The sequence below is a fragment of the Herbihabitans rhizosphaerae genome, assembly GCF_004216555.1.
In the GTDB taxonomy this organism is placed as follows: domain Bacteria; phylum Actinomycetota; class Actinomycetes; order Mycobacteriales; family Pseudonocardiaceae; genus Herbihabitans; species Herbihabitans rhizosphaerae.
In genome coordinates this window covers 222,792-248,973 of sequence record NZ_SGWQ01000008.1, presented here as the reverse complement: position 1 = coordinate 248,973, position 26,182 = coordinate 222,792, and the positions used below count along the sequence as shown (strand labels likewise).

Annotated in this window: 24 protein-coding genes; 8 read left to right on the top strand and 16 right to left on the bottom strand. The window is 70.9% G+C overall.

Features of this window, described 5'->3' with window-relative positions:
• Position 1 precedes the first annotated feature (1 nt).
• The 9 genes from EV193_RS23280 to EV193_RS23240 all read right to left on the bottom strand — a co-directional run bounded on the left by EV193_RS23280 (position 2) and on the right by EV193_RS23240 (position 11,713).
• Entirely contained in the window at positions 2 to 1,123 is a 1,122-nt protein-coding gene (locus tag EV193_RS23280) for a uroporphyrinogen-III synthase (RefSeq protein ID WP_130346359.1), read from the bottom strand.
• Entirely contained in the window at positions 1,120 to 1,461 is a 342-nt protein-coding gene (gene nirD / locus EV193_RS23275) for a nitrite reductase small subunit NirD (protein WP_130346357.1), read from the bottom strand. The genes EV193_RS23280 and nirD overlap by 4 nt, the downstream gene beginning before the upstream one ends.
• A 5-nt stretch (positions 1,462 to 1,466) precedes the next feature.
• Positions 1,467 to 3,986: a nitrite reductase large subunit NirB gene (gene nirB, locus EV193_RS23270; protein WP_130346355.1), complete on the bottom strand. Its 2,520-nt coding sequence runs from the start codon at positions 3,984 to 3,986 to the stop codon at positions 1,467 to 1,469.
• Positions 3,987 to 4,114: 128 nt separating this feature from the next.
• Positions 4,115 to 5,272: a GDSL-type esterase/lipase family protein gene (locus EV193_RS23265; RefSeq protein ID WP_130346353.1), complete on the bottom strand. Its 1,158-nt coding sequence runs from the start codon at positions 5,270 to 5,272 to the stop codon at positions 4,115 to 4,117.
• A gap of 94 nt (positions 5,273 to 5,366) precedes the next feature.
• The gene (locus EV193_RS23260; RefSeq protein ID WP_130346351.1) at positions 5,367 to 5,795 is read right to left on the bottom strand and encodes a peptidase inhibitor family I36 protein; all 429 of its coding nucleotides are present in this window, start codon (positions 5,793 to 5,795) and stop codon (positions 5,367 to 5,369) included.
• A 223-nt stretch (positions 5,796 to 6,018) separates the two neighbouring features.
• A complete protein-coding gene (locus EV193_RS23255; RefSeq protein WP_242613596.1) occupies positions 6,019 to 6,522 on the bottom strand; it encodes an SRPBCC family protein in 504 nt (167 codons plus the stop codon).
• Between the two features lie 46 nt (positions 6,523 to 6,568).
• Positions 6,569 to 8,080, bottom strand: a complete 1,512-nt coding sequence (locus tag EV193_RS23250) for an MFS transporter (protein ID WP_130346347.1) — start codon at positions 8,078 to 8,080, stop codon at positions 6,569 to 6,571.
• 115 nt (positions 8,081 to 8,195) lie between these two features.
• Positions 8,196 to 9,638 carry an FAD-dependent oxidoreductase gene (locus EV193_RS23245; protein WP_130346345.1) on the bottom strand — a complete coding sequence of 481 codons (1,443 nt, stop codon included), beginning with the start codon at positions 9,636 to 9,638 and terminating at the stop codon, positions 8,196 to 8,198.
• A complete protein-coding gene (locus EV193_RS23240) occupies positions 9,635 to 11,713 on the bottom strand; it encodes a molybdopterin oxidoreductase family protein (RefSeq protein ID WP_130346343.1) in 2,079 nt (692 codons plus the stop codon). The genes EV193_RS23245 and EV193_RS23240 overlap by 4 nt, the downstream gene beginning before the upstream one ends.
• A gap of 138 nt (positions 11,714 to 11,851) precedes the next feature.
• Between EV193_RS23240 and EV193_RS23235 the strand changes: the two genes are divergently transcribed.
• The gene (locus tag EV193_RS23235; protein ID WP_207222762.1) at positions 11,852 to 12,658 is read left to right on the top strand and encodes a pentapeptide repeat-containing protein; all 807 of its coding nucleotides are present in this window, start codon (positions 11,852 to 11,854) and stop codon (positions 12,656 to 12,658) included.
• A 306-nt stretch (positions 12,659 to 12,964) separates the two neighbouring features.
• Positions 12,965 to 13,159 carry a hypothetical protein gene (locus EV193_RS23230; RefSeq protein WP_130346339.1) on the top strand — a complete coding sequence of 65 codons (195 nt, stop codon included), beginning with the start codon at positions 12,965 to 12,967 and terminating at the stop codon, positions 13,157 to 13,159.
• A 9-nt stretch (positions 13,160 to 13,168) separates the two neighbouring features.
• Here EV193_RS23230 and priA read toward each other — a convergent pair whose 3' ends face one another.
• Together priA and hisH are read right to left on the bottom strand one after the other, a co-directional pair.
• Entirely contained in the window at positions 13,169 to 13,900 is a 732-nt protein-coding gene (gene priA, locus EV193_RS23225; protein WP_130346337.1) for a bifunctional 1-(5-phosphoribosyl)-5-((5-phosphoribosylamino)methylideneamino)imidazole-4-carboxamide isomerase/phosphoribosylanthranilate isomerase PriA, read from the bottom strand.
• Positions 13,901 to 13,910: 10 nt separating this feature from the next.
• A complete protein-coding gene (gene hisH, locus EV193_RS23220) occupies positions 13,911 to 14,543 on the bottom strand; it encodes an imidazole glycerol phosphate synthase subunit HisH (RefSeq protein ID WP_130346335.1) in 633 nt (210 codons plus the stop codon).
• A gap of 52 nt (positions 14,544 to 14,595) precedes the next feature.
• Between hisH and EV193_RS23215 the strand changes: the two genes are divergently transcribed.
• The 5 genes from EV193_RS23215 to soxR all read left to right on the top strand — a co-directional run bounded on the left by EV193_RS23215 (position 14,596) and on the right by soxR (position 19,024).
• Positions 14,596 to 15,141 carry an RNA 2'-phosphotransferase gene (locus tag EV193_RS23215; protein ID WP_130346333.1) on the top strand — a complete coding sequence of 182 codons (546 nt, stop codon included), beginning with the start codon at positions 14,596 to 14,598 and terminating at the stop codon, positions 15,139 to 15,141.
• Between the two features lie 108 nt (positions 15,142 to 15,249).
• Positions 15,250 to 16,941: a glycosyl transferase gene (locus tag EV193_RS23210; RefSeq protein ID WP_242613595.1), complete on the top strand. Its 1,692-nt coding sequence runs from the start codon at positions 15,250 to 15,252 to the stop codon at positions 16,939 to 16,941.
• A 32-nt stretch (positions 16,942 to 16,973) separates the two neighbouring features.
• Positions 16,974 to 17,528 (top strand): SigE family RNA polymerase sigma factor, encoded by a 555-nt coding sequence (locus tag EV193_RS23205; RefSeq protein ID WP_242613594.1) that lies wholly within the window; start codon positions 16,974 to 16,976, stop codon positions 17,526 to 17,528.
• Entirely contained in the window at positions 17,525 to 18,517 is a 993-nt protein-coding gene (locus tag EV193_RS23200; RefSeq protein ID WP_130346329.1) for a hypothetical protein, read from the top strand. Before EV193_RS23205 ends, EV193_RS23200 begins: the two co-directional genes overlap by 4 nt.
• Before the next feature lie 45 nt (positions 18,518 to 18,562).
• Positions 18,563 to 19,024 carry a redox-sensitive transcriptional activator SoxR gene (gene soxR, locus EV193_RS23195; RefSeq protein WP_130346327.1) on the top strand — a complete coding sequence of 154 codons (462 nt, stop codon included), beginning with the start codon at positions 18,563 to 18,565 and terminating at the stop codon, positions 19,022 to 19,024.
• A gap of 34 nt (positions 19,025 to 19,058) precedes the next feature.
• On the opposite strand, the gene EV193_RS23190 is transcribed toward soxR, so the two are convergent.
• The 4 genes from EV193_RS23190 to EV193_RS23175 all read right to left on the bottom strand — a co-directional run bounded on the left by EV193_RS23190 (position 19,059) and on the right by EV193_RS23175 (position 24,880).
• Positions 19,059 to 21,143, bottom strand: coding sequence for an ArnT family glycosyltransferase (locus EV193_RS23190; protein WP_130346325.1), 2,085 nt, complete (start codon positions 21,141 to 21,143; stop codon positions 19,059 to 19,061).
• Positions 21,144 to 21,362: 219 nt separating this feature from the next.
• Entirely contained in the window at positions 21,363 to 22,583 is a 1,221-nt protein-coding gene (locus EV193_RS23185) for a bifunctional glycosyltransferase family 2/GtrA family protein (RefSeq protein ID WP_130346323.1), read from the bottom strand.
• 82 nt (positions 22,584 to 22,665) lie between these two features.
• Complete coding sequence (locus EV193_RS23180; RefSeq protein WP_130346321.1) at positions 22,666 to 24,177, bottom strand: sensor histidine kinase; 1,512 nt, start codon at positions 24,175 to 24,177, stop codon at positions 22,666 to 22,668.
• Positions 24,155 to 24,880, bottom strand: a complete 726-nt coding sequence (locus EV193_RS23175; RefSeq protein WP_130346319.1) for a response regulator transcription factor — start codon at positions 24,878 to 24,880, stop codon at positions 24,155 to 24,157. Before EV193_RS23175 ends, EV193_RS23180 begins: the two co-directional genes overlap by 23 nt.
• A gap of 133 nt (positions 24,881 to 25,013) precedes the next feature.
• Between EV193_RS23175 and EV193_RS23170 the strand changes: the two genes are divergently transcribed.
• Positions 25,014 to 25,835 (top strand): NAD(P)H-binding protein, encoded by an 822-nt coding sequence (locus EV193_RS23170; RefSeq protein WP_130346317.1) that lies wholly within the window; start codon positions 25,014 to 25,016, stop codon positions 25,833 to 25,835.
• Positions 25,836 to 25,948: 113 nt separating this feature from the next.
• Here the strand turns inward: EV193_RS23170 and EV193_RS33475 are convergent, their stop codons facing one another.
• Positions 25,949 to 26,122 carry a hypothetical protein gene (locus EV193_RS33475; RefSeq protein WP_165401461.1) on the bottom strand — a complete coding sequence of 58 codons (174 nt, stop codon included), beginning with the start codon at positions 26,120 to 26,122 and terminating at the stop codon, positions 25,949 to 25,951.
• Positions 26,123 to 26,182: the final 60 nt, after the last annotated feature.

Genomic DNA, 26,182 nt, shown 5'->3' with positions numbered 1-26,182 from the left:
GTCACCGCGGCACCGCCAGCCGGTAGCCGCGTTTCACCACAGTCTGCACCAGCTCGGGCTCGCGCAGCGAGGTGCGCAGCCGCCCGATCGCGGTCTCCACCGCGTGGGCGTCGATCCGTTCGGCGCGTCCCGAGTTGCGCCGCAGCGCGCCCTGCAATGCCGGCCGGGACAGTACCCGGCCGGGATCCTCGGCGAGTGCGCGCAGTACGGCCATCTGCGCCGGCGCGACCGGGAGCAGCTCGCCGTCCAGCAGGACCGCCTGGCCGCGCAACTGCATCTCCCGGCCGTCGAAGCGCACCCTCGGCGCACGGGCGGGCAGCTCCTCCACCACCTCGCGCACCAGCGCGCCGATCCGCGCGCGCTCCGGCTGCACGACCGGGATTCCCTTGCGCGTCAACGGTCCCGCGGTGATCGAGCCGACGCAGACGGTCAGCACGCGCCGCCGCAGGGCGGACACCAGATCGTCGATCCGGTCGCTGTCCTCGGCGGTGCGCAGCACGCTCGCGGCGGCCGGTGCGCTGGTGAAGGTGAGCGCGTCGACCGTTCCGGTGAGCACCGCGTCCAGCAGGCGGTCCAGCGGTGCCGGATCGGCCGGCCCGGTCCATCGGTACACCGGGATGGTCACCACGTCGGCGCCCGCGTCACGCAACGTGTCGGTGAACTCGCGCAGCGGCTCCCCGTGCAGTTGCACGGCGACCCGCTTGCCGGCCACGCCCTCGGCGAGCAGATGCTCCAGCAGCTCGAAACTGGCCTCCGAGTCCGGCGACCAGTGCTCGACCAGGCCGGCCGCGCGCACCGCGCCCTTGGCCTTCGGGCCGCGCGCCAGCACTCGCGCGCCGGCGAGCGCGTCCAGCAGCGGCTTGCCGAGGTCCCAGCCCTCCGCCGCCTCGATCCAGCCGCGAAAGCCGATCCCGGTCGTGGCGACGGCGTAGTCGACCGGGCCCTCGAGCAGTCCTCGGGTGGCGGTCAGCAGCTCGGTGTCGTCGGCGAGCGGGATGATCCGGATCGCCGGGCCGTGCACCACGGTGGCACCGCGGCGCTCCAGCAGGGCGCTCAGCTCGTCGGCACGCCGGGCGGCGGTGACGCCGACGGTGAACCCGGCGAGCGGCAGGACATCGGTCATGGGCTACCGACCATGATCATGCCGCCTTCGATCCGGACCGGGTACACCCGCACGGACACCTCGGGGTCCTCCAGGCACACGCCGGTGCGCAGGTCGAAGTGCTGCTTGTGCATGGGCGAGGCGACCATCGGCACGCCGGCCAGATCGCCGACGATCCCGCGCGCCAGCACCGCGGCACCGCTGAACGGGTCCACATTGGACAGTGCGTGCAGGTCGCCGTCGTGTGTGCGGAACACGGCGGCCTGCTCGCCGCCGGGCAGCAGCACGGCGACTCCGTGCTCCGGCGCGAGCACCTCGTCGCGACACACCGGCAGCCACGCGATATCAATGGATGTCATCGCTGTCACGTCCTTACCCCCGGGGTTCCGAGCATCACGGGTACCTTCTGGCCGCGCTCCGGCCGGAAGGAGATCGTCGGGTCCGGCGTGCCGGGCGCGTTGACGAACGAGGTGAACTTGGCGAGCTTCACCGGGTCGTCCAGCACGGCCGCCCACTCGTCGGTGTAGTCCTGAATGTGTTGCGCCATCTGCCTTTCCAGCTCGTCGCAGATGCCGAGACTGTCCTCGACCACGACGTCGCGGACGTGGTCGAGCCCGCCGTCCAGCGACTCCAGCCAGGTCGAGGTGCGCTGCAGCCGGTCGGCGGTGCGGATGTAGAACATCAGGAACCGGTCGATGGTGCGGATGAGCGTGTCCTTGTCCACCTCGGACACCAGCAGGTCGGCGTGCCGGGGCATCATGCCGCCGTTGCCGCCCACGTACAGGTTCCAGCCGTTCTCGGTGGCGATCACGCCGAAGTCCTTGCCACGCGCCTCGGCACACTCGCGGGCGCACCCAGAGACGGCCGATTTCAACTTGTGCGGCGAGCGCAGGCCCCGGTAGCGAAGCTCCAGTTCGATCGCGAGCCCGACCGAGTCCTGCACGCCGTATCTGCACCAGGTCGACCCCACGCACGACTTCACCGTGCGCAGCGCCTTGCCGTAGGCGTGGCCGGACTCGAAACCCGCCTCCACGAGGCGCTTCCAGATCGCCGGCAGGTCCTCGACCGGCGCGCCGAACAGGTCGATCCGCTGCCCGCCGGTGATCTTGGTGTACAGCCCGTAGTCGCGTGCGACCTCGGCGATCACCATCAGCTTGTCCGGCGTGATCTCGCCGCCGGGCACTCGTGGCACGACCGAGTAGGTGCCGTTGCGCTGCAGGTTGGCCAGGAACTTGTCGTTGGTGTCCTGCAGGGTCGCCTGCTCGCCGTCCAGAATGTGCCCGTTGCCGAGGCTGGCCAGGATCGACGCGACCGCCGGCTTGCAGATGTCGCAGCCGCGGCCGGTGCCGTGCTTGGTGATCAGCTCGCCGAAGCTGGCGATCCCGGTGACCCTGGCGATCTCGAACAGCTCGGCACGCGAGTGGCTGAAGTGCTCGCACAGCGCCTTGGACTGCTCGACGCCGCACGCGTTCAGCAGTTGCTTGAGCACGGGAACGCAGGAGCCGCACGAGGTTCCGGCCTTGGTGCACTTCTTGACCGCGGCCACGTCGGCGCAGCCGTCCTCCACGATCGACTTGCGGATCGTGCCCTTGGTGACCGCGTTGCAGGAGCAGATCTGCGCGTCGTCGGGCAGCGCGTCCACCCCGACCCCGCCGCCGTCGGACACCGGCGCGATCAGCTTGGCCGGCTCGCCGGGCAGAGCGCGTCCGACCATCGGACGCAGCGAGGCGTACGGCGTGGCGTCGCCGACCAGCACGCCGCCAAGCAGCGTCTCGCCACCGGAGGAGACCACGAGCTTCTTGTAGGTGCCGGCCAGCGCGTCGGCGAACACGATCTCCCTGGCGCCTTCGGTGGCCGCGTGCGCGTCGCCGAAGCTGGCCACGTCCACGCCGAGGAGCTTGAGCTTGGTGGACATGTCCGCGCCGGTGAACTCGTCGGCGTGCGAGTCGGTCAGGGCGCCGGCCACCACGTCGGCCATCGCGTAGCCGGGCGCGACCAGGCCGTAGACCATGTCGCCAACGCGGGCGCACTCGCCGATCGCGTAGACGTCGGGATCGCCGGTGCGGCAGTTCGAGTCGACCACGATGCCGCCCCGCTCCCCGACTTCGAGTCCGGCGTCGCGGGCCAGATCGTCGCGCGGGCGGATGCCGGCGGAGAACACCACGAGGTCGAGGTCCAGTTCGACGCCGTTGGACAGGCGGGCGATCAGCCGGTCGCCGTCGGGCACGATCTTCTCGGTCGAGGTGCCGGTGTGCACGGTGACGTCGAGGTCCTCGATCAGACCGCGCAGCAGGCCGCCGCCTCCGTCGTCCACCTGCAGCGGCATCAGACGCGGCGCGAGTTCGACGACGTGCGGGGAAAGTCCCATGTCCCGCAGGGCTTTCGCCGCTTCGAGGCCGAGCAGACCGCCGCCGAGGACCATGGCGGATCGGCGTCCGCCTCGGGCGGCGACGGCCTGGGTGGCGCGTTCGCGGATGGCGTCCAGGTCGTCGATCGTGCGGTAGACGAAGCAGCCGTCCAGCTCACGGCCGGGGACCGGTGGGACGAAGGGGCGCGATCCGGTGGCGAGCACGAGTGCGTCGTAGTCGACGTGCCGTCCGGAGGCGGTGACCACCTCGCGGGCCTCGCGGTCGATCGATGTGACCGGATCGCCGAGGTGCAGGCTGACGGCGTCATCGTGGTCGAAGGTGTTGTCCGGCAAGGAGAGCACCGCCGGGTCCCATCCGTCCACATAGGACGTGAGGGCAACCCGGTCGTAGGCGGGGCGGTGCTCCTCGGCGAGCACGACCACCCGCCAGGCGCCGGCCTGGTCGCGTTCGCGCACCGCCTGCACGAGGCGGTGGCCGACCATGCCGTTGCCGACGACGACGAGCGTGCGTGGCATCGAACCTCCCTTGCGTCTCCGCGTGGTGCCATGCTCGCTTCGGACGATGACCTGGCCGGGTCACCGACGTTGCGCCGTTGTTACGGAAGATTCCCGCCGCAGGTCAGAAGCACGTGCGGTGGCATGGATCACTGCGCGAAAGCGCCGCCCCGACCGAAGACCAGGACTGCGAAGCGCTCACCCATACGGCGGTGCGCGGCGGGGCTCGGGTGGAGCCGGTCGGGCAGCGGGAGCTCGGTGAAGTCGGTCTCGCCGTACAGCTCGCGGCCGTCGAGGTGATGCAGGTTGGGGTCCTCGACCATCCGTTGGCGCACGATCCGGGCGAGTTCCTCCCGGACGACCTCGAGCGTCAGTTTCCCCGCGGCGCGGTCGGCGGGGTCGCCGGTCGCCTGGAACCGCACCGTCCCGGTCCGCAGCGCGTCGGGGTCGAACGCCCCAGGGCCCGGGGTGTCCTCGTGGATCGGACAGAGAATGGGCGACACCACCAGCAACGGCGTCGTGGCGTGCCCCTCGCGGATGGTGTCGAGAAAGCCGTGCACCGCCGGAGTGAACGCGCGCAGCCGCATCACGCCGTGATTGACCAGGTTGATGCCGATCTTGACGCTGATCAGGTCGGCCGGGGTGTCCCGCAACGTGCGGGCGGTGAACGGGTCGAGCAGCGCGCTGCCGCTGAACCCGAGGTTGATCAGCTCCGCCTCGCCGACGGCGGCGGCCAGCGCCGGCCAGGTGGTGGTCGGGCTCGCGGCGTTGGACCCTTGGCTGATCGAGCTGCCGTGATGCAGCCACACCCTGCGGCCCCGGTCCGGCAGCGGCTGGATCGGCGCGTCGGTACGCAGGGCGACCAACTCGGTGCGTTCGTTGTGCGGCAACCAGATCTCGACGTCCTTGGCGCCGGCCGGCAGCCCGGTGAACCGGAGTGTGTCGACCGGACCCGGCCGCGTCTCGATGGCTCCGGTGGCCATGTCCACGGTCAGCACATCGCCGCCGGCGGCACTGGCCTGGGCGCCCAGCCGGCCGTCCACGACCAGGTCGTACACGCCGTCGGGACGAGGCGGGACGCCCCGGTAGCCCATCTTGGTGCGGAACGTGTCCAGCTCGACGGCGGTGGCCTCGGTGCGGAACGCCAGCCGCACGCCGGAGGGCTGGGACTCCGCGCCGGCCAGCCGCGGGTCGTCGCACCGCGCACGGGCCTTGGCGGGCAACCGGTGTGGCAGCACGCCGCGTCCGGTGCGCTCCAGGTCCTGGGCGCCGCGCAGGATGTCCGCGGTGATCGGCCGATCGAGCATGTACCCAGCCTGCTATACCGCCGCACCTTCCGCGATGTGTTTTCAAGCCGTCGGACGCGGCAACAATGTGCCGCGTCCGACGGCTGGAGAAATCTCAGGGCGATACGCTGCCCGTTGATGGGCAGACGTAGGTCGTGCTGATGCGCACTGAACTCACTTGATTCTTCAATCCGTAGTGATCGAGATCCTCAATGGCGCGGCCGGGCCCGACGGTCACACAGAGCCCGACGTAATAATGCTGATACAGCGTCACGGGCGAGTCAGTGTTGTTGAATACGGAATCAGGCTCGTCGCCAGCGGTCGGGGCCACGTGCAGGTTGGGCTGTGAACTCTTGAGCTGCCACATCCAGGCCGAGCCGGCCGGAGCGTTCTCGTTGTACCGCGGCGAGGTGTACAGGCAGACACGGTTGGCGTCGCACTCGTCGAGGCCGCTGCCCTGGGCCTCACTGAACGGTGGCACATCGGCCGATGCCTGACCGGCCCCGGCGATGACACCAGCAGCGGCCACCACCGTCATGGCCATCAGAACTACCCGACTGGTCACAGTCAATCTCCCGTCCAACGCGGTTGATTAAGACGACACAATCGTCACAACAGCGTGAGCCATCGCCAAGCTTTCAACGACGTGAACACCCGGTTGGTGGAAGTGATGTACACGACGGTGTGCGCGACTTGACCTGAGACTTATTCGGCTTGATCTCGCGAGATAAACGAAAACAATTATTCAATCGGTGCGAAGCAGCAGGCTAGTGGGCCGCGCCTTCCGCGATACGTTTCAGCCCCGTGAGTGTGGCCTCCATACCGCCGCGCAGGTCGGCGAGCCGGTACTCGATGATCTGCTCCTCGGGATACGGCAGCGTCTCGATCGCCAGTTTCAGCCCGGACCGCCCCGGACCCAGGCGTGCCGCCAACCGCACCCGCGTGCTGCCTCCGGACGGCTCCAACGTGAACCGCCACAACGCCATCGACTGCTCGGATTCCGTGGTGCCAGAACCGAAACGGCTGTCGGGGTCGAACACAGCCCAGGCGAATACCTGCTCAGCCTCCAGCTCCACGACACGTGACACAGTCCGCCAACCGCCGAGCCTCTCGTTCCGGTTGTGACCCACGAAGGACGCGCCGAGCGCCGCCGAGGTCGCCCCGTCAAGCCACTCCACCCGCTTCAGCTCGGGGCTGAAGCGGGTGGGCAGCTCGATATCCGTGACCAGCGGCCACACGCGCGACGGCGACGCATCGATCTCGATGTCCACGTCGACCTCGGGGCCATCCACATACTTCACGCGATCAGTCTGGCAGTCACACGCCCGCGTAGGCGAGGCTGGGCGCGCGCTGCACGAGCAGGCTCTTGCGCAGGTACACCCACCACGTGATCCCGGCGAACACCACGTACGACCCGATGAACACCCACAACGCCGGCAGCGACCAACTCGCGTAGTCCTCCGCGATCCGTGCCGCCTCCGCGCCCGTTTTGCCCTTCAACGCCGTCGCCGCGTCCGTGCTCGCCACCCGGAACGCCTGCTGCACGAGGAAACCACCGAACGCGCCGATCGCACCGGCGACACCGATCACCGCCGCCGCCTGCCGTTTGAACGCCACCGCGGTCGCCGACGGATCCAGTCCCTTCTCCGACGCCTCCTTGCGGCCGAGCGCGCCGAAGATCACCGGGATCATCCGGTAGGTCGAGCCGTTCCCGATACCGGACAACGCGAACACCACCATGTACGAGCCGAAGAACAGCGCGAAACTGCGCTCCGTCACGCCGAACGCGGCCATGCCGGTCGCCGCCACCATCCCGACGAACACCCACAGCGTCACCTTCGCGCCGCCGATCCGGTCCGACAACCAGCCACCGAACGGCCGCGACACCGAACCGACGAGCGCGCCGACGAATCCCAGGCCGGCCAGGTAGTCCCGAATGAACGTGTTCTGCGCCAGGAACTCGGGGAACGTCGTCTTGATCACCAGCGGCAGCGCGAACGAGAACCCGATGAACGAGCCGAACGTTCCGATGTACAGCACCGACATCACCCAGGTCTGCCCGTGCTTCAACGCCTTCACATATGACCGGGTGTCCGCTTTCGCCTCGCTGATCGAGTCCATGAACAGCCACGCGCAGACCGCCGCGATGACGATGAACGGCATCCACATGAGACCCGCGTAGGCCAGGTGGACTTCCTTGCCCACCAACGCCTTCGGCACACCGATGATCACCACCAGCGGCACCACGATCTGCACGACGGCCACGCCGAGGTTCCCGCCCGCCGCGTTCAGTCCGAGCGCGAAGCCCTTGCGCTTCTCCGGGTAGAAGAACGAGATGTTGGCCATCGACGACGAGAAGTTGCCACCACCGAAGCCGGCCACGGCCGCACACCCGAGCAACAGCCAGAACTGCGTGTCGTGCGACTGGCTGTGCATCCAGTCGCTCGGCACCAGGAAGGCGAGCAGCGACACCGGGATCAGCAGCAGCGACGCGGAAATCGTCGTCCACAGCCGCCCGCCGAACTTCGGCACGGCGAACGTGTACGGAATCCGCATCGCGGCCCCGACCAGGTTCGGCAGTGACACCAGCCAGAACGACTCCGAGACGCTCATCGGCAGCCCGGCCGCCGGCAGGCTCAGCACCACCACCGACCACAGCACCCACACGGCGAACCCGAGGTGCTCGGCGAAGATCGAGAAGGCCAGGTTCCGCCTGGCGACCTTCTTGCCGGTCGTCTCCCAGAACTGCTCGTCCTCCGGATCCCAGTGCTCGATCCACCTCCGTCCCTTGTGGACGGTGGGTTGTTCTTCGGCGACCGCAAGGCTCATCGCAAGACCTCCTCGTTGGTTGGCCAGACCCTAGTAACGCTCGATTTCCCTTGTGTGCCAACGAATGACGTGCACGCATCGAACTCCGCACGACAGCGGCGCGGCCGCTGTGAGATCACGTCGTGGACGCCAGCCACTCGGCGATCCCGCACACCGTGTCCCGGCACCCGCCGCAACCCGTGGTCGCACGGGTGGCCGACGCCAGCTCGCTCACGTCCCGCGCGCCGGCCCGCCACGCGGACACCAGCTGCGCCTTGCTGACCGTGTTGCACCGGCACACCACACTGGCGCCCGGCAGGTCGGCGGGACTCGCCGCCGGCGAGGCACCGGACGGCATCGCGCGTCCCAGCAGCAACGCCAGCCGGTCGGTCGGCACCGGTGCGCCCCGGTCGAACAACTGCGTGATGCTCGCCGCCGCGTCCGGCGCGCCGACCAGGATCGCGCCGGCCACCTTGTCCTCGCGCACCACGAGCTTCGCGTACCGCCCGCGCGCCGGGTCGGTCAGACACACCACCTCGGCGGTCTCGTCGTCCGGCTCGGCGTGCACGTCGCCGAGCGCGGCCAGGTCCACGTCCCGCGCCTTCAACCGGGTCACCACCGGCGTGCCGCGATAGCGCGCCGCCACGTCCGCGCCGGTGAGCAGGTCGGCCAGCACGGCGGCCTGCTCCCACGCCGGTTGCACCAGGCCCGACACGGTGCCCGGGTGCTGGGCGCAGTCGCCGATCGCGTGCACGCGCGCGTCGCTGGTGCGCAGCGCGTCGTCCACCACGATCCCGCGGTCGACGGTCAGCCCGGCCGCGGCGGCGAGCGTGGTCTCCGGCTTCACACCCGCCGAGACGACCACCAGATCGGCCTCGAGGTGCCCGCCGTCGTCCAGCTTCAACCCGTCGCCCTCGAGGTACCTCGATGCCGTGATGCCAAGGCGCACATGGATTCCCAGGCCGCGCAGGGTGCGCGCGAGCACTCCGCCGGCGCCCGGGTCGAGTTGCCGCTCCATCAGGTGCCCGACCGGGTGCACGACGGTCACCTGGCAGCCCCGGCCGGCCAGTCCGCGCGCCGCCTCCAGCCCGAGCAGCCCGCCGCCGAGCACCGCGACCGGCGCACCGGCCCGCGCCGAGGACACGATCCGCTCGCAGTCGTCCAGCGTGCGGAACGTGGCCACACCGGGCGCGAGCTGCCCGTCCACGAGCAGCCCCTCCACCGGCGGTACCCAGGCGCGCGATCCGGTGGCGAGCACCAGCGCGTCGTAGCCCAGCACCGACCCGTCGTCCAGCGTGACCGTCCTCATGCGACGGTCCACAGTGGACACGGCGACGCCCAGCCGGAGATCCACGTTGTGCTCGGCCGCCCAGTCGGATCCCTGCAGCCGCACGGCGTCCGGCGTCATCGAGCCGGCGACGACCGTGGACAGCAGCACCCGGTTGTACGGCTGCTGGTTCTCCTCACCGATCACGGTCAGCGATACGACCTCGCCGGCCGGATCGCGGCGGCGGATCTCCTCCGCCAGCCGAGCGCCGGCCATGCCGTAGCCGACGATCACCACCTCGCGCGGGCTCATGTGCCAGCCACCTCCAGCCGCACCGCGCACACCTTGAACTCCGGCATCCGGCTCACCGGGTCCAGCGCGGGGTTGGTCACCAGGTTCGCCCGGCCGTCACCGGGAAAATGGAACGGCAGGAACACCACGTCGGGGCGCATCGACGACACACACCGCACGGCGGCGCGCACCGTCCCCCTGCGGGACACCACGGCGGCATCGTCGCCGTTCGCGAGGCCCGCGCGCTCCGCCGTGTCGGGGTGCACCTCCACGTACACCGCCGGCACCGCCGCGGTCAGTTCGTCGACCAGCCGGGTCTGCGCGCCGGACTGGTAGTGCTGCAGTACCCGGCCCGTCGTGGCGTAGAGCGGGTACTCCTCGTCCGGCGGCTCGGCCGGCCCACGCACGTCGACCGGCACGAACCTCGCCCGGCCGTCGGGGTGCGCGAACTCGTCGAGAAACATGTGCGGCGTGCCGGGGTGATCGACCGACGGCACCGGCCAGTACAGCGCCTCGCCGGCGCGCAGCCGGTCGTAGCTCACTCCCGCGTAGTCGGCCGCTCCCCCGGCGGACGCGGCCCGCAGTTCGTCGAACACGGTCTCCGCGTCGATTGGGAACCGCGCCGGCGGCTGGCCCAGCCGAGCCGCCAGCGCGGAGATCACCTCGAGGTCGGTGCGCACCCCGTCCGGCGGGCTGATCGCCTTGCGGCGCAACAGGACCCGCCCTTCGAGATTCGTCAGCGTGCCGTCCTCCTCGGCCCACTGAGTCACCGGCAGCACCACGTCGGCGGCGCGCCCGGTCTCCGACAGCACCAGGTCCGCGACCACCAGCAGGTCCAGAGTGGACAGACGGTCGGCCACCCGGCCGGAGTTCGGCGCGGACACCGTCACGTTGCTGCCGAACACCAGCAGGCCGTGCGGCCCGCCGTCGGTGCCGAGCGCGTCGAGCAGCTCGTAGGCGGACCGCCCCGGGCCGGGCAGCGAGTCGGGGTCCACACCCCACACGCCGGCCACGTGGGCGCGCGCCGCCGGGTCGTCGATCTTGCGGTAACCGGGGAGCTGATCGGCCTTCTGCCCGTGCTCCCGCCCGCCCTGACCGTTGCCCTGGCCGGTCAGGCAGCCCCAGCCGGAGCCGGCGCGCCCCGGCAGGCCGAGCGCCAGCGCCACGTTGATCCACGCGTTGACCGTGTCCACCCCGGTGGCGTGCTGCTCGGCGCCGCGCGCGGTCAGCACGTAGGCGTTGCGGGACCGGGCGAGGATCCGGGCGGCGGCGCGCTGATCGGTCGCGGACACGCCGGTGACCCGCTCGGCCCGCTCCGGCCACCAGGCCGCCGCGATCCGCCACACCTCGTCGAAACCCGTTGTGCGAGAAGCGATGTAGTCGTGCGCCAGGTGCCCGTCGGCGACCACGGCGTGCAGGATCCCGAGCGCCAGCACCATGTCCGTGCCGGGCGCGGGCGCGAGGTGCAGTGCGGCCTGCTCGGCGGTCGGGGTGCGCCTCGGGTCGACCACGATCAGCCCGGCCGCGTCGGTCGCCTTGCGCAGGTGCGACAGGAACGGCGGCATCGTCTCCGCCGGGTTCGCGCCGACCAGCAGCACGGCGTCCGCGTCGTCCAGGTCAGTGATCGGGAACGGCATGCCCCGGTCGAGCCCGAACGCGCGCAGGCTCCCGGCGGCGGCCGAGGACATGCAGAACCGGCCGTTGTAGTCGATCTGGGAGGTGCCGAGCGCGACTCGGGCGAACTTGCCGAGCAGGTAGGCCTTCTCGTTGGTCAGCCCGCCGCCGCCGAACACCGCCATGCCGTCCGGCCCGTGCTCGGCGATGATCGCGGTGATCTTGTCGGCGATCAGGTCCAGCGCGGTGTCCCAGCTCGCCGGGCGCAGCTCGCCGTGTCGGTCGCGGATCAGCGGTGTGGTGAGCCTGGCGGGCGAGTCCAGCAGCGCGGCCGAGGTCCAGCCCTTCTGGCACAGGCCGCCACGGTTCGCCGGGAAGTCACGCGGCGCGACGGTCACCGAGGCACCAGCCGGCGACAGCGCCATCCCGCACTGCAGCGCGCAGTACGGGCAGTGCGTCTCGGTCGCGACGAGTGTCTCCACGGGGACAGACGCTAGGAAAGCCTTGTTACCCGGACGTGGCCGATTGTTTCAGGCAGACGACATTGCCTGCTCGTGGGCCACGTTGTGACGGTGAGACGTACGATGTGGAGACCGCCATAACTACGGACAGTGATCACTGTGCCCGAAAACGATCGCTCCACGCTGCGCGCCGACTGCGCCTCGTGCGTCGCGCTGTGCTGTGTGGCACCCGCGTTCTCCGCCTCGTCGGACTTCCCGGTGGACAAGCCGGCCGGCACGCCGTGCGGCAACCTGCTCGCCGATTTCCGCTGCGGCATCCACGACCGGCTCCGGCCGCGCGGGTTCGTCGGCTGCACGGTGTTCGACTGTTTCGGCGCCGGCCAGACCACGACCGCGAAGTTCGGCGGCCGGAACTGGCGGGCCGACCCCGAGATCGCGTCGACGATGTTCGCCAGCTTCGGCGTGCTGCGCGACCTGCGGGAGATCCTCTGGTATCTGGCCGACGCGCTGGACCGGCCGCTCGCCGCGCCGCTGCACGACCGGATCGGCTGGGCCTACCAGGAGACCGGCCGGCTGGCCGACGCCGACCCGGAATCGTTGGTGGCACTGGATGTTCGCGCGCATCGCGAGGGTGTCGGCGTGTTGCTCGGCGAGGTGAGCGACCTCGTCCGTGCGGGTGTGCGGCATCGGGAAACCGAGCTGCGCGGTGCCGATCTCGTTGGGCGCGCGATGCGCGGGCGGGACCTGAAGGGCGCGAACCTGCGCGGCGCGTTGCTGATCGGCGCGGACCTGTCGGGGTCCGATCTGCGGTCCGCGGACGTGCTGGGCGCGGACTTCCGCGGCGCCGATCTGTCCGGTGCCGATCTACGCACCAGCCTGTTCCTCACGCGATTCCAGGTGAACGCCGCGAACGGGAGCGCCGACACCGCGCTACCCGACGTGATCGACCGTCCGCCGCACTGGTGACACACGGTTAGAGGGCCGCCGACCGAGCAGGGGGTGGCTCGGCCGACGGCTGTGATCGTCACGAACGAGCCGGGGATCTCCGGCGGCCTGGGGGTCCGCCGCCGGGATCCGCACCGGCCAATGGCGTCTTCGCGCCGACCACACCGAGTTCAACGCGTACGCACCGCACACGGTTTCCCCGTCCTCAGGTGTTTCAGATCACCCTGAGTGAGCAGCACAAGCGTGTCCGGCGCGATCAAACGCCGTGTTTGTCGCGCGCGTCACCGTGGTAGCCGACGGTCACGGCCACCACTGGAGGTGAGGCAAGTGCGTGCCCATCACGAACTACACATCGATCATACGTTCGATGATCTGGCCATCCCCGACTGGCAGCAGGCGCGAGCGGTCAGAGCGGTCGCGGCGGCGGCCTCCGACGCGGACGACTGCCGTCTGATGCTCGAGGCACTGGGCCTCGTCGCGGAGGACGGGATCCCGGCGCAGCGCGACGGCTCCAGCCGCTGAGCCAGTGGCTCAGGCGACGGCGGCCAGCGCGTCCGGCAGGGTGAACGAGCCGGCGTAGAGCGCCTTGCCGATGATCGTGCCCTCGACGCCGTCACCGGACAGCTCGGCCAGCGCACGCAGATCGTCCACACTGGACACTCCGCCGGACGCGATGATCTTCGCGTCGGTGTGCGCGCAGACCTCCTTGAGCAGCCCCAGGTTCGGGCCGCGCAGCGTGCCGTCCTTGGTGACGTCGGTGACCACATAACGGACGCAGCCGTCGCGGTCCAGGCGCTCCATGGTCTCCCACAGGTCGCCGCCGTCCTGGGTCCAGCCGCGCGCGGCGAGCCGGTGCGCGCCGTCGGTGATCCGCACGTCGAGCCCGACCGCCACCCGGTCACCATGCTCGGCGATCGCGCGGGCGCACCACTCCGGGTCCTCCAGCGCGGCGGTGCCGATGTTGACTCTGGCGCACCCGGTGGCCAGCGCGGCGGTCAGCGAGTCGTCGTCGCGGATGCCGCCGGACAGCTCCACGTCGATGTCCAGCCGGCCGACCACCTCCGCGAGCATCTCCCGGTTGCTGCCGCGTCCGAACGCGGCGTCCAGGTCGACCAGATGGATCCACCGCGCGCCGCCGGACTGGAATTCCATCGCGGCATCGATGGGCGCGCCGTAGTAGGACTCGGTGCCGGCCTCGCCTTGGACGAGCCGGACGGCCATGCCGTTCGACACGTCCACGGCCGGAAGCAGGTGGAACGTCACGGCCCAAACCCTAGTCGAGCGTGCCGAGCCAGTTGCGCAGCAGGTGCGCTCCGGCATCACCCGACTTCTCGGGGTGGAATTGCGCCGCGACCAGCGGTCCGTTCTCCGCGGCGGCCACGAAGTCCTCGCCGTGTGTGGCCCATGTCACCAGCGGCTCGGGCATCGGCGGCCGCGGGTTTAGTTCCCACGTGCGCGCGGCGTAGGAGTGCACGAAGTAGAACCGTGTGTCGGCGTCCAGGCCGGCGAACAGTCGCGACCCGGCGGGCGCGCGCACGGTGTTCCAGCCCATGTGCGGCACGACGTCGGCCTTGAGCCGGTCCACCGTGCCGGGCCACTGCGCGCAGCCCTCGGTCTCCACCCCGTGCTCGACGCCGCGCTCGAACAGGATCTGCATGCCGACGCAGATGCCGAGAACCGGCCTGCCACCGGCGAGCCTGCGCCCGACGATGCGGTCGCCCCGCACCGAGGTCAGGCCCTCCATGCAGGCGGCGAACGCACCGACGCCCGGCACGACGAGCCCGTCACACTCCAGCGCGGCATGGAAGTCGGCCGTCACCTCTATGTCGGCGCCCACTCTCCGCAGGGCGCGCTCCACCGAACGCAGGTTGCCGGATCCGTAGTCCAGCACAACGACTCGAGCCACTTCCCCAGACTAGCCACCACGCGTGCCAGCACTCTGCTTGAATACCTGTGAAATGAACGACGAACGAATCAAGCGAGTATCGAAACGCCTCTCGCTGCACTTGCGGCACGCGCCGGACAAGATCGGCATCGAGCTGGACCCGGCGGGCTGGGTGAGCGTCGAGGAACTACTGAAAGCCTTGCAAGACAACGGCTTTCCTGTCACGCGCGCCGAGCTGGACATCGTGGTGACGACGAACGACAAGCAGCGGTTCGCGCTCGACGAGACCGGTACCCGCATCCGCGCGAACCAAGGGCACAGCGTGTCGGTCGACCTGGGACTGCCGACCGTGGATCCGCCCGACGTGCTGTATCACGGCACCGTCGAGCACGCGCTGCCCGCGATCGAGCGCGAGGGACTGCGCCCGATGAAGCGGCATCACGTGCACCTCTCGGCGACCGTGGACACCGCACGCACGGTCGGCGCCCGACGTGGCCGGCCGATCGTGCTCGCCGTGGATGCCGCCGCGATGGCCGCCGACGGCGCCGTGTTCCGGCTCTCGGAGAACGGGGTATGGCTCGCCGACACCGTGCCACCCCGCCACCTGAAACGTATGTGACACAGCTCACACGGCCTGCGCGGCGGCTCGCCGTGTCAGGACAGTGTGAGCACCCAGCAGATCGCAGCGCCCGCGCCAGTCCGGGATCGCTTGCGCACCAACGCATCCGTGGCCGACGTCGCGATCGTCGCCTGCTACGTGGTCGTCGCGTTCGCCGTCGTTGGTCCACTGTGGACAGACCTGGCCGACGGCTACCTGACCAACAGCGGCCAGGACCAGAACATGTGGGAGTGGTTCTTCGCGGTGGCCGCCGACGGGCTCGCGCGCGGCGAGATCCCGCTGTCCACCGTGCTGCAGAACCACCCGGACGGCGTGAACCTGATGGCCAACACGTCGATGCTCGGGCTCGGCATCCCGCTCGCGCCGATCACCTGGATCTTCGGCCCGACGGTGACCTTCGCGCTCGCGCTCACCGGCGGCCTGGCCGGCACCGCGGCCGCCTGGTACGTCGTGGCGCGCCGGCACTTCCTGACCACCCGCGCCGGTGCCGCCGTGTGCGGCGCGCTCTGCGGTTTCGCCCCGGCGATGATCTCGCACGCCAACGCGCACCCGAACTTCGTCGGCCTGTTCGTGCTGCCGTTCATCGTGTCCCGGGTGATCACGATGGCGCACCGGGACCGCCCGGTACGCGACGGCGTCGTGCTCGGGCTGCTGGTGGCCTACCAGGTGTTCCTCGGCGAGGAGCCGCTGCTGATCACCGCCACCGGGCTGGCCGTGTTCGGCGCGTGCCACCTGGCCGGGCACGGCGATCCGCTGCCCGTGCTGCGCCGGCTCGCCCGCGGCCTCGGCCTGGCCGCGGCGGTGGCTCTCCCGCTGCTGGCCTACCCGCTGTGGTGGCAGTTCTTCGGACCGCGGAGCTACCTGACGCTGCCGCACGGCTACACCGGTAACGACGTGCACGCGTTCACCGCGTTCGCCACCGAGTCGGTCGCCGGTGATCCCGAACGCGCCGCCGCGCTGTCGGCCAACCGCACCGAGGAGAACGCGTTCTTCGGCGCGCCCCTGGTCCTGCTCACCCTGGCCGCGCTCGCCTGGCTGTGGCGCGACCGGACGGCCCGCGCGCTCGGTGTCGCGGCACTGCTCCTGGCGTGGCTGTCCACCGGCATCCTGCTGACCGTCGACGGCACCTCCTCGGCGATCCCCGGCCCGTGGATGCTGCTGGCCGAGGCACCGCTGTTCGACTCGGTGCTGGCGTCCCGGTTCGCCATGGCGTGCCTGCCGATGATCGGCCTGCTGCTCGGCCTGGCCACCGACCGGGTGCTCGCCACGCCCCGGCTTTCCTTGCGCCCCTTGTGGTTCGCGGCACTGGCGGTCGCGTTGCTGCCGATCGCGCCGACCCCGCTGGAGGCGTCCGAGCGCACCCCGGTCCCCCGATTCTTCGCCGACGGCACGTGGCGCGGGTACGTGTCGGGCGGCTCGGTGGTCGTGGTGCCGCTGCCCGATGCCGGCAACGCCGACGCGCTGCACTGGCAGACGAAGGCCGGCCTCGAGGTGCCGATCGCCGAGGGCTACTTCGTCGGGCCGGACGGCGGACCGGAACGCCAGGGCACCTACGGCGCCGCGCGACGGCCCACGTCGAGCCTGTTGCACCGGGTCTCCGAGCAGGGCACCTGCCCCGCGATCACCCCGTCCGACCAGGCGCGAACACGTGCGGACCTGCGACAATGGCGGGCGGATGTCGTGGTGCTGGGCTCGCACCAGTACGTCGACGAGCTCCGGTCCTGCGTGGACGCGCTGCTCGGACAATCCGCCCGCGCGGTCGGCGGGATGTGGGTGTGGGACGTGCGAGGTCGACTGTGACCACCATCACACAACCCACGACAGTGTCGGCGGTGTCCACGATCGGAGAGGCCGGGAGGTGGACAGTGCGGCGAGACGAGCAGTACTCGGAGTACGTCTCCGAACGGCTGCCCACCCTGCGCAGGACGGCGTACCTGCTGTGCGGCGACAGCCACCGCGCCGACGACATCGTGCAGGCCGCGATCACCCGGCTCTATCTGCACTGGCGCAAGGCGCAGGCGGCGGACAACCTGGACGCCTACGTGCGCAGGATCCTGGTGCGCACCTTCCTCAACGAGCAGCGGCGCGCCTGGATCTCGCGCGTGCGACTGACCGGGCGGCCCGCCGAGACGCCCACACCGCCGGCGCCACCAGGGCCGGACATCGAGACGCAGGAGCTGCTGCGCGCCGCGCTGCAACGGGTCTCACCCCGGCAGCGGGCCGCGCTGGTGCTGCGGTTCCTGTGCGACCTGCCCGTCGCGGAGGTCGCGGCACAGCTCGGCTGCTCGGAGGGCAACGTGAAAAGCCTGACCGCCAACGGGTTGACCGCGCTGCGCCGGCAGCTCGGCGACCGCCACCCCGCGCTGGCCGGAGGGAGCGAGTCATGAACGAGTCCGATGTGGACGGTGCGAAACTGCTCGCGCCCCTGCGTGGTACGACGCCCGACGGCGAATCCGCCGTGTCGGTCGAGAAGGCCATCGCCACCGGCAAGCGGCGGCGCGCGGTGCGCGGCGCGCTCGGCGCCGCGGCGGTCGCGGTGGTGACCGTGCTCGCCGTGATCCTGGTGCCGGCGGCGCTGAACACCAACCGCGACGAGCAGGTGCGTGTGGCGACCGCGCCCACCGAGTTCAACGTGCTGCGCCAGGAGTTCACGGTCGGGTCGGCCGGCGGGTTCACCCCGTACGCGTACCGGACCGGCCGGTTCGCCCAGCGCATCGACCTCAAGCGCGCGGGCACGCCGGATCCCACCGAGCCGACCGCCATGGTGACGATCTACCCGAGCGGCCCCTATTCGAGCGAGCCCGACGGCGAGCCGGCGCCCGCGGTGAACGACCGGCGAGCGAAGTACGTGCCGTCCGCGGGCCCTCGGTCGACACGGATCGCCTGGGAATGGGCGGACGGCGCGTGGGCGTACGCCGAGGTGCCGCCCGGACCGGACGCACAGGCGATCGCCCACCGGGTCGCGCAGAGCGTCGGCCGGGGCGGCACCGCGCCGGCCCGCGTCCCGTTCACCATCGGCGCCCTCGGCGAGGATCGGGTACTCGGCGTGGTCAACTCGATGCCCGCGTCAAACCACGGCCCGACCGCGCAACTGTTGATCGGCAGGACCGACCCGAGCGGGGCCTCCGGCGAGATGGTCGGCATCGTCGTCGGGCTGACCACCGCGAGCGGCCAGCAAAACACGTCGCTCGACGGCCGGCCGGCGATCGAGTCACCGGGACGGGTGACCATGCTGGACGGCGGACCCGGACGGGCCGCCACCGCGAGCGCACTGATCAGCGCGGAACCGTTGCGGCTCAAGGAGATCGCCGCCTCGGTGCAGATCTCCGGCGACCCCGCGAACCCGTCGACCTGGCCGGTGAACCCCGTGCGCTGACCTGCTACTTCGACCATAGTCGAGGTGTCAGGTAGGGTCGGCGGGGTGTCCAAGTTGCCCGATTCACTCACCATCGGTCAGGTCTCCGACCGCAGCGGCGTTCCGCACACGGCACTGCGGTTCTACGAGGAGCGGGGGCTGATCGCCTCTCGGCGGTCGGCGGGGAACCAGCGCCGCTACGAGCGGGCGATCCTGCGCAGGCTCGCTTTCATCCGGGCCGCCCAGCGAGTCGGCCTGAGCCTGGAGGAGATCCGGTCGGCGCTGTCCTCGCTGCCCGACGACCACGCGCCGACCAAGGCCGACTGGGTGCGGCTGTCCCGGAACTGGCGGCAGGAGTTGGACACCAGGATCGACCAGTTGCACCGCCTGCGCGACCGGCTCACCGGCTGCATCGGCTGCGGCTGTTTGTCACTGCGTACCTGCACGCTGAGCAACCCGGACGACGTGGTCGCCGACATCGGTCCCGGCGCGCCGCTGCTCAAGCCGGCGGCCGAGGGCGGCGTCTGACCGCCCTCGGCCGCACTCCCACACCCCCGTGGAATTACTTGTGTGCGCGCAGGTCGTACACCGTGCGACCGTCCACAGTGGACGAATTGAAGTTCGCCGCCACCCATTCGGCGATCTCGCCGGCCGAGCCGCCGTCGGGGCCGCCGTTGGGGCCGCCCTTGCCACCGCCGACCGGTCGAGTGCCGGCAGGTCCGTAGGTGATCAGCCCACCCTGGCCGCCCGCGATGTAGTAGCTGATCTGCCCGTCCGCGACGTACTGCTGGAACTGCGCCAGCGTCGGCGCGTCGTCCCGGCCGCTGAACCCGCCGATCGCCATCACCGGACGGCCACTGGCGATCTGCGGACCGCCCGAACTGTTCGCTCCGTTGACCGCGGCCGCCCACCTCGTCGTGGTGTTGCGCAACATGTCGACCAGCGCCGGCGACGTCTCGGCTCGGTCCGGCCCACCGGTACGCCGCATCGGTCCGTTGCCCTGCCCGTTCGGCGGTGGCCCGTCGCCAGGACCGGTGATCGTGCCCTGTGCGGCACCCGGCGGCGGCGCGCCACCCACCCGCTGGCCGTCCAGCATCATCGCCGGCCCGCGTCCGGCGTTCACCGAACTCGGGCCGGACGTCGGTGTCGGCCCGCCGTCGTTGCGCGTCGCCGTCGCCACGCCGTAGGTCGCACCGCCGAGCAGGACAGCCACGATCGCCGGCACCAGCAGCAGCCGGCCCAACCGCCGCCCGCCGCCGACCGCGACCGTCGCGGCCACCAGCAGTCCGCCGATCAGCACGATCCAGCGCAGCGGCGGCAGCCACCCGTCGGCCCGGCCGAGCAGCACGAAGTCCCACACCGCCGTGACACCGATCATCGCGGCGAGGAACAGTCGCATGTGGACAGTCGCGCGCCGGCGCCACAGCTCGACGCCGACCACGGCCACCAGTGCGGTGATCGCCGGTGCGAGCGCCACCGCGTAGTACTCGTGCGTGATGCCGCTCATGAAGCTGAACACCACGGCGGTCACCAGCAGCCAGCCGCCCCACAGCAGCACGGCGGCGCGGGTGCGGTCGGTGCGCGGCGCGCGTCGGGTGATCCACAATCCGGCGGCCAGCGCGACCAGCGCGGCCGGCAGCAACCAGGAGATCTCGCCGCCGAACGCCTGGTCGAACATCCTGGTGATGCCGGTTTCGCCGCCGAACCCGACGTTGACCATGTTGCCGCCACCACCGGGTGGGCCGCCCATCGCCGTGCCGCTCGGGTTGCCGTCGCCGCCGAAGATCCGGCCGAGCCCGTTGTACCCGAACGTCAACTCCCACAACGAGTTCGTGGTGGACCCGCCGATGTACGGGCGGCTGGACGCCGGCCACAGCTCGACCAGCGCGATGTACCAGCCGGTCGACACCACCACCGCGCCGGCCGCGGCCGCCACGTGCGCCAGCCGCCGCCCGATGCCGATGGGCGCCGCGATCAGGTACACCAGCGCGAACGCCGGCAGCACCAGGAACGCCTGCAACATCTTGGTGAGGAACGCGAAACCGACCGCCGTCCCGGCCAGCATCAGCCAGCGCGGGCTCCCCTTCTCCAGCGCGCGCACCACGCAATACGCACCGAGCACGAGCAGCAGGGTGAGCAACGCGTCCGGGTTGTTGTAGCGGAACATCGACACGGCGACCGGGGTGAGCGCGAGGCCCGCACCCGCGAGCAGTCCGGCCGCCGGGCCCGACGTCCGCCGGACCGTGGCGTACAGCACGCCGACCGCGGCCACGCCGGCGAACGCCTGCGGTGCGAGCACGCTCCAGCTCGAGAAGCCGAAGATCCTGGCGAACAGGCCGGACAGCCACAGCGCGGCCGGCGGCTTGTCAACGGTGATCGCGTTGCCCGCGTCCAGCGAGCCGAACAGCCACGCCTGCCAGCTCTGCGTGGCGGCCTGGGTGGCGGTGGCGTAGTACATGTTGCCGTAGCCGTTGGCGGTCAGGTTCCACAGATACAGCACGGCCGTGCCGGCGAGCAGCACGAGCAGCGCCGGCCGGGCCCAGGTCGGCTGGTCCACCGGCCCGGTGAGCAGCCGGCGCAGGCGGCTCCTCGGCGGTGCCGCTGGGGAACCGTCCGGGACCGGCGGCTCGGCGGTGATGGTGGTCATCTCGTTGTCTCCCAATGGTTTCAGCTTGTGTCTGATAGCTCGGGCAAGGCCGCCGCTCGTTCGGCTCCGCCGAAACGGGCTTGTGGTCGTTTTGGTTGGGTGGTTGCGTCCGGAGGTGGTGGGCTGGGTTTGGTGAGTGGTCGCTAGAGACGCCTTCGGCGTGGCGGCGGTCGCCCTCGCCTTCTCAGGCCGACCTCGGCGCAGTTCTCAGACATGTTCTTAGCGATGTTTCCGGAACACCCAGCCGCGCAGCAGCACGAACCGCAGCACTGTCGCCGCGAGGTTCGCCGCGACCAGCACGGCGATCTCCAGCACGCGGCCGGGTGAGGTGGTGAGGTGGAGCAGGGCGAGTGAGCCGCTGGTGAGCCCGAGGCCGAGCCCGAACACGACCAGGCCCTGGAACTGGTGTCGCGCGGCGGATTCCCGCCCGCGCACGCCGAAGGTGAACCTCCGGTTGGCCGCGGTGTTGCCGATCGCGGTGACCAGCAGCGCGACCAGGTTCGCCGCCTGTGCGCCCAGCCCGTCGCGCATCACCGTGAACAGCAGCAGGTAGGCCAGCGTGCTGAGCACACCCACCACGGCGAACCGGGCGGCGTGTCTGGTCAGCCGACCGTCCGATGTGGACACCGGCTTCCTTCCCAACTGAGTGCGCAGGTGCGCGACCGGCACCGCTCCGGTGACGATTCCCCGTGCCAGGCGGGCGATTCCGCGCAGGTCGGCGAGCGCGGTGGCGACGATGTCCACCCGGCTGTCCGGGTCGTCCACCCAGTCCACCGGCACCTCGTGGATGCGCAGCCCTGAGCGCTCGGCCAGCACGAGCAGCTCGGTGTCGAAGAACCAGCCGTCGTCGCGCACGTGCGGCAGCAGCTCGGCGGCGATGTCGGCCCTGATCGCCTTGAAGCCGCACTGCGCGTCGGAGAACCGGGTGGCCAGCGTGCCGCGCAGCAGCAGGTTGTAGCAGCGGGAGATCAGCTCCCGCTTCGGTCCGCGCGCGACCCGGGCTCCCCGCGCCAGCCTGCTGCCGATCGCCAGATCGGAGTGGCCGGACAGCAGTGGCGCGACGAGCGGGTACAGGCCGGCGAGGTCGGTGGACAGGTCGACGTCCATGTAGGCCAGTACGGCGGCGTCCGAGGCGGACCAGACCTCGCGCAGCGCACCGCCCCTTCCCTTGCGGGGCAGGTGAATGGCGCGCACGTTCGGCAGCTCGGCGGCGAGCGCGGCGGCGATGTCCCGCGTGCCGTCGGTGCTCGCGTTGTCGGCGATCGTGACGCGGAACGGGTGCGGGAACGAGTCGGTCAGGTACCCGTGCAGCCGCCGCACGCAGGGCCCGAGGTCGACCTCCTCGTTGTGCACCGGAACCACGACATCGAGCGCCACCGTGCGCTGATCGGTCCACTGTGGACTGTCAGCGCGGGTGTCCGGAGGGTGTGTCCCAGTCATGTGACCAGGTTTGTGATCTCCGCTTTGTGCTCCGTGTGTCCGACCTGTGCCCCGCCTGTGAGCGCGAGTCCCGCGCCCTGCATCAGCGAGTCCCGCGCTCAGACTGCACGAGCGCGGGACTCACCGTGTCTGAACGCGGGACTCGCGGAAGGTGGACGGTGAACTCCGTGCGGCCGGGCGCGCTGGACACCGCGACCCGCCCCCGGTGCGCCGCGACCACGGCGGAGACGATGGCCAGCCCCAGACCGGTGCCACCGGCCGCGCGTGATCGCGAGGAGTCGCCGCGCGCGAACCGCACGAACACCTCGGGCAGCAGCGCACCGGGGATGCCCGGACCGTCGTCGCACACCGACAGCGCCACCCTTCCGTCCACAGTGGACAGTCGGGTGCGCACGGTGGTGCCGGCCGGCGTGTGCGCGCGGGCGTTGCCGAGCAGATTCGCCAGCACCTGGTGCAGCCGTGCCTCGTCGCCGGGCACGGTCACCGGCTCGGCGGGCAGCTCGATCCGCCACTCGTGGTCCGACCCGGCCACCCGCGCGTCGCTGACCACGTCCACCACCAGCCGCGACAGGTCCACCGGCCGCGACTCCAGCGGCCGCCCGGCGTCCAGCCGGGCCAGCAGCAGCAGGTCCTCCACCATCGTCGTCATCCGCCGCGCCTCGGACTCCACCCGCTCCAGCGCGTGCCGCGTGTCCGGCGACACCTGATCGCCGCGCCGCCGCATCAGCTCGGTGTACCCGCGGATCGCGGCCAGCGGCGTGCGCAGCTCGTGGCTCGCGTCCGCGACGAACTGGCGCACCCGTGTCTCGCTGGCGTGCCTGGCCGACAGCGCGCTCTCCACGTGCCCGAGCAGCCGGTTCAGCGCGAGCCCGACCTTGCCGACCTCGGTGCGCGGATCGGTGTCCTGCTCCGGCACCCGCTCGACCAGCGCCACGTCACCCTGGTGCAGCGGCCGCTCGGTGACCCGCGTGGCGGTGGCCGCGACCCGGTCCAGCGGACGCAACGTCCGCCGCACCACCGTCGCGCCGACCACGCCCGCGGCGATCAGCCCGGCCAGTGACACGCCGCCCAGGATCAGCCCGACCGTCCACAACGTACTGTCCACATCGGACAGTGGCAGCCCGGTGACGACCACGGCGCCGCTCGGTGTGCGCACCGCCATCATCCGGTGCTCGCCGAGCGCGTCGAGCGACCGCTCGTAGGGCTTGCCGTCGACCGGAACGCTCAGCAGCACATCACGCAGGCTCGGCAGCTCCTGGACATCACCGGAGTTGGCCAGCCGGGTGACCATGATCCGACCGCCGTCGATCATCGCGCTGATCGTGCCCGCACCCTGACCGGGTGGAGCGATCGGCTCCGCCGGGCGCACGTCCTGCGGAAACGGTGGTGGTGGTTGGCGATCGACGAACGCGATGGCCCGGTTGCTCGCGTCGGTGAGTTGCCGGTCGAGCTGGTCGACCAGGAACGCGTTCAGCGCGATCTCGGTGACCACCACGATCGCCACACACACCAGCGCCAGCAGTGCGACCTGCTCGGTGATCAGCCGGGTGCGTAGGGCGGCCGGGCGCCGTTCACGCCGCCGGTCGGAGGACATAGCCGGCGCCCCGCATCGTGTGGATCATCGGCGCGCGGCCCGCGTCGATCTTCTTGCGCAGGTAGGAGATGTACAGCTCGACGATGTTCGCGGCACCGCCGAAGTCGTAGTTCCACACCCGGTCCAGGATCTGTGCCTTGCTCAGTACCCGCCTCGGGTTGCGCATCAGGAACCGCAGCAGTTCGAACTCCGTGGCGGTCAGCTCGATCAGCGTGCCGGCGCGGTGCACCTCGCGGGACTCCTCGTCCATGGTCAGATCGCCGACCGCCAGCGTGGCCCCGGCGTTCGCGTCGGTGACACCGGTGCGCCGCATCAGGGCGCGCAGCCGCAACACGACCTCCTCCAGAGAGAACGGCTTGGTCACGTAGTCGTCGCCGCCCGCGGTGAGCCCGGCGATCCGGTCCTCCACCGCGTCCTTCGCGGTCAGGAACACCACCGGCAGCCTCGGCGTGTCGGCACGCATCCGCCGCAGCACCTCGAGGCCGTCCAGGTCGGGCAGCATCACGTCGAGCACCACCGCGTCCGGGCGGAACTCGCGCGCCGTGCGGACCGCGTCGGTGCCGTCCAGCGCGCTGCGCACCTCCCACCCCTCCAGACGCAGCGCCATCGACACCAGCTCGGCGAGCGTCGGCTCGTCGTCGACGACGAGCACGCGCACCGCCGAGCCGTCCGCGCGCCGCAGTTCGGCCGTCTTCCCTGCCATGGCGGCGATTCTGAGCCGTACACGTGTGGTGAACCTGTGGCCTTGCTGTGTGGGACCTGTGGATTTGACTTCGACCTATGTCGAGGTTGCACAGTCGTGATCAGTACCTTTCAGCGATCAAACGGGAGTATCGATGACCGTCCTTGTCACAGGAGCGACCGGCAACGTCGGCAGCCAGCTCGTGCGCGAACTGCTCGACCGCGACACACCCGTGCGCGCGCTCACCCGCGACCCGGCGAAGGCCGATCTGCCCGAGGGTGTCGAGGTGGTGGCCGGCGACCTCACCGACCCGACCACGCTGACCGGCGCGTTGCGCGGAGCCGAGGCGCTGCACCTGATCAACGCCGCCGGCGCCGACTACGCGCCGCTCGCGCACGGCCCCGAGATCGTGCGGCTAGCAACCGAGGCCGGGGTGCGCAGGGTGACGTTCGTGGCCGGCGGCGACGACGAACCGGCCGAGTTGGCCGTGCGCGCCAGCGATCTCGAATGGACGGTGCTGCGGCCGACCGAGTTCATGTCCAACAGCCTGGAGTGGACCGACACGATCCGCGCCGAGGGCGTGGTGCGGGCCGGATTCGCCGGCGAGAAGACCACCGTGATCGACCCGGCGGACATCGCCGCCGTCGCCGCGGTCGTGCTCACCGGCGGCGGGCACGCCAGCGAGACGCTCGCACTCACCGGACGGGAGGCGCTCACCCCACCGGACCGGGCGCGGATCATCGGCGAGGTCATCGGCCGGCCGATCGAGTTCGTCGCGCTGTCCAACGCCGAGGTGCGCCAGCAGATGCGGGATCAGGGCATCGACGACGACGTGGCCGACTTCGTGATCGCCTGGCACAGCGACCCGCCGGCCGAGGGCTCGGCGATCGACCCGACCGTCGAGCGGATCACCGGCCGGGCGCCGAGCACGTTCGCCGAATGGGTCACCGCGAACAAGGAGGTGTTCGGCGGGTAGCCCGACCTGGCAGCGAACGGGTCGAGCCCGCTGAACCCGTTAGCCAGCCGAACGGGTCGAGCCCGCTGAACCCGTTAGCGCGGCGAAACGACATCACGGGGCGGATCTGTGCGCTAGCTCGACGAGAGCCACCAGGCGACCGCACCGCCGCCGGCCAGCAGGGCGCCGAGCGCCAGCAGCGTGGCGAGGAACTTCGCGCTCTTGTACGTGGTGTACACGCCACCGATCAGGAATCCCGCGACCGCGAGCAGGATGATGATCGTGGCTTCCCTCGACAAACCGAGCACAGCGAGCCCTTCTCCCGACGACCCGGGCACCCTACTGGGTAGGTCGTGTCTGACGAATCA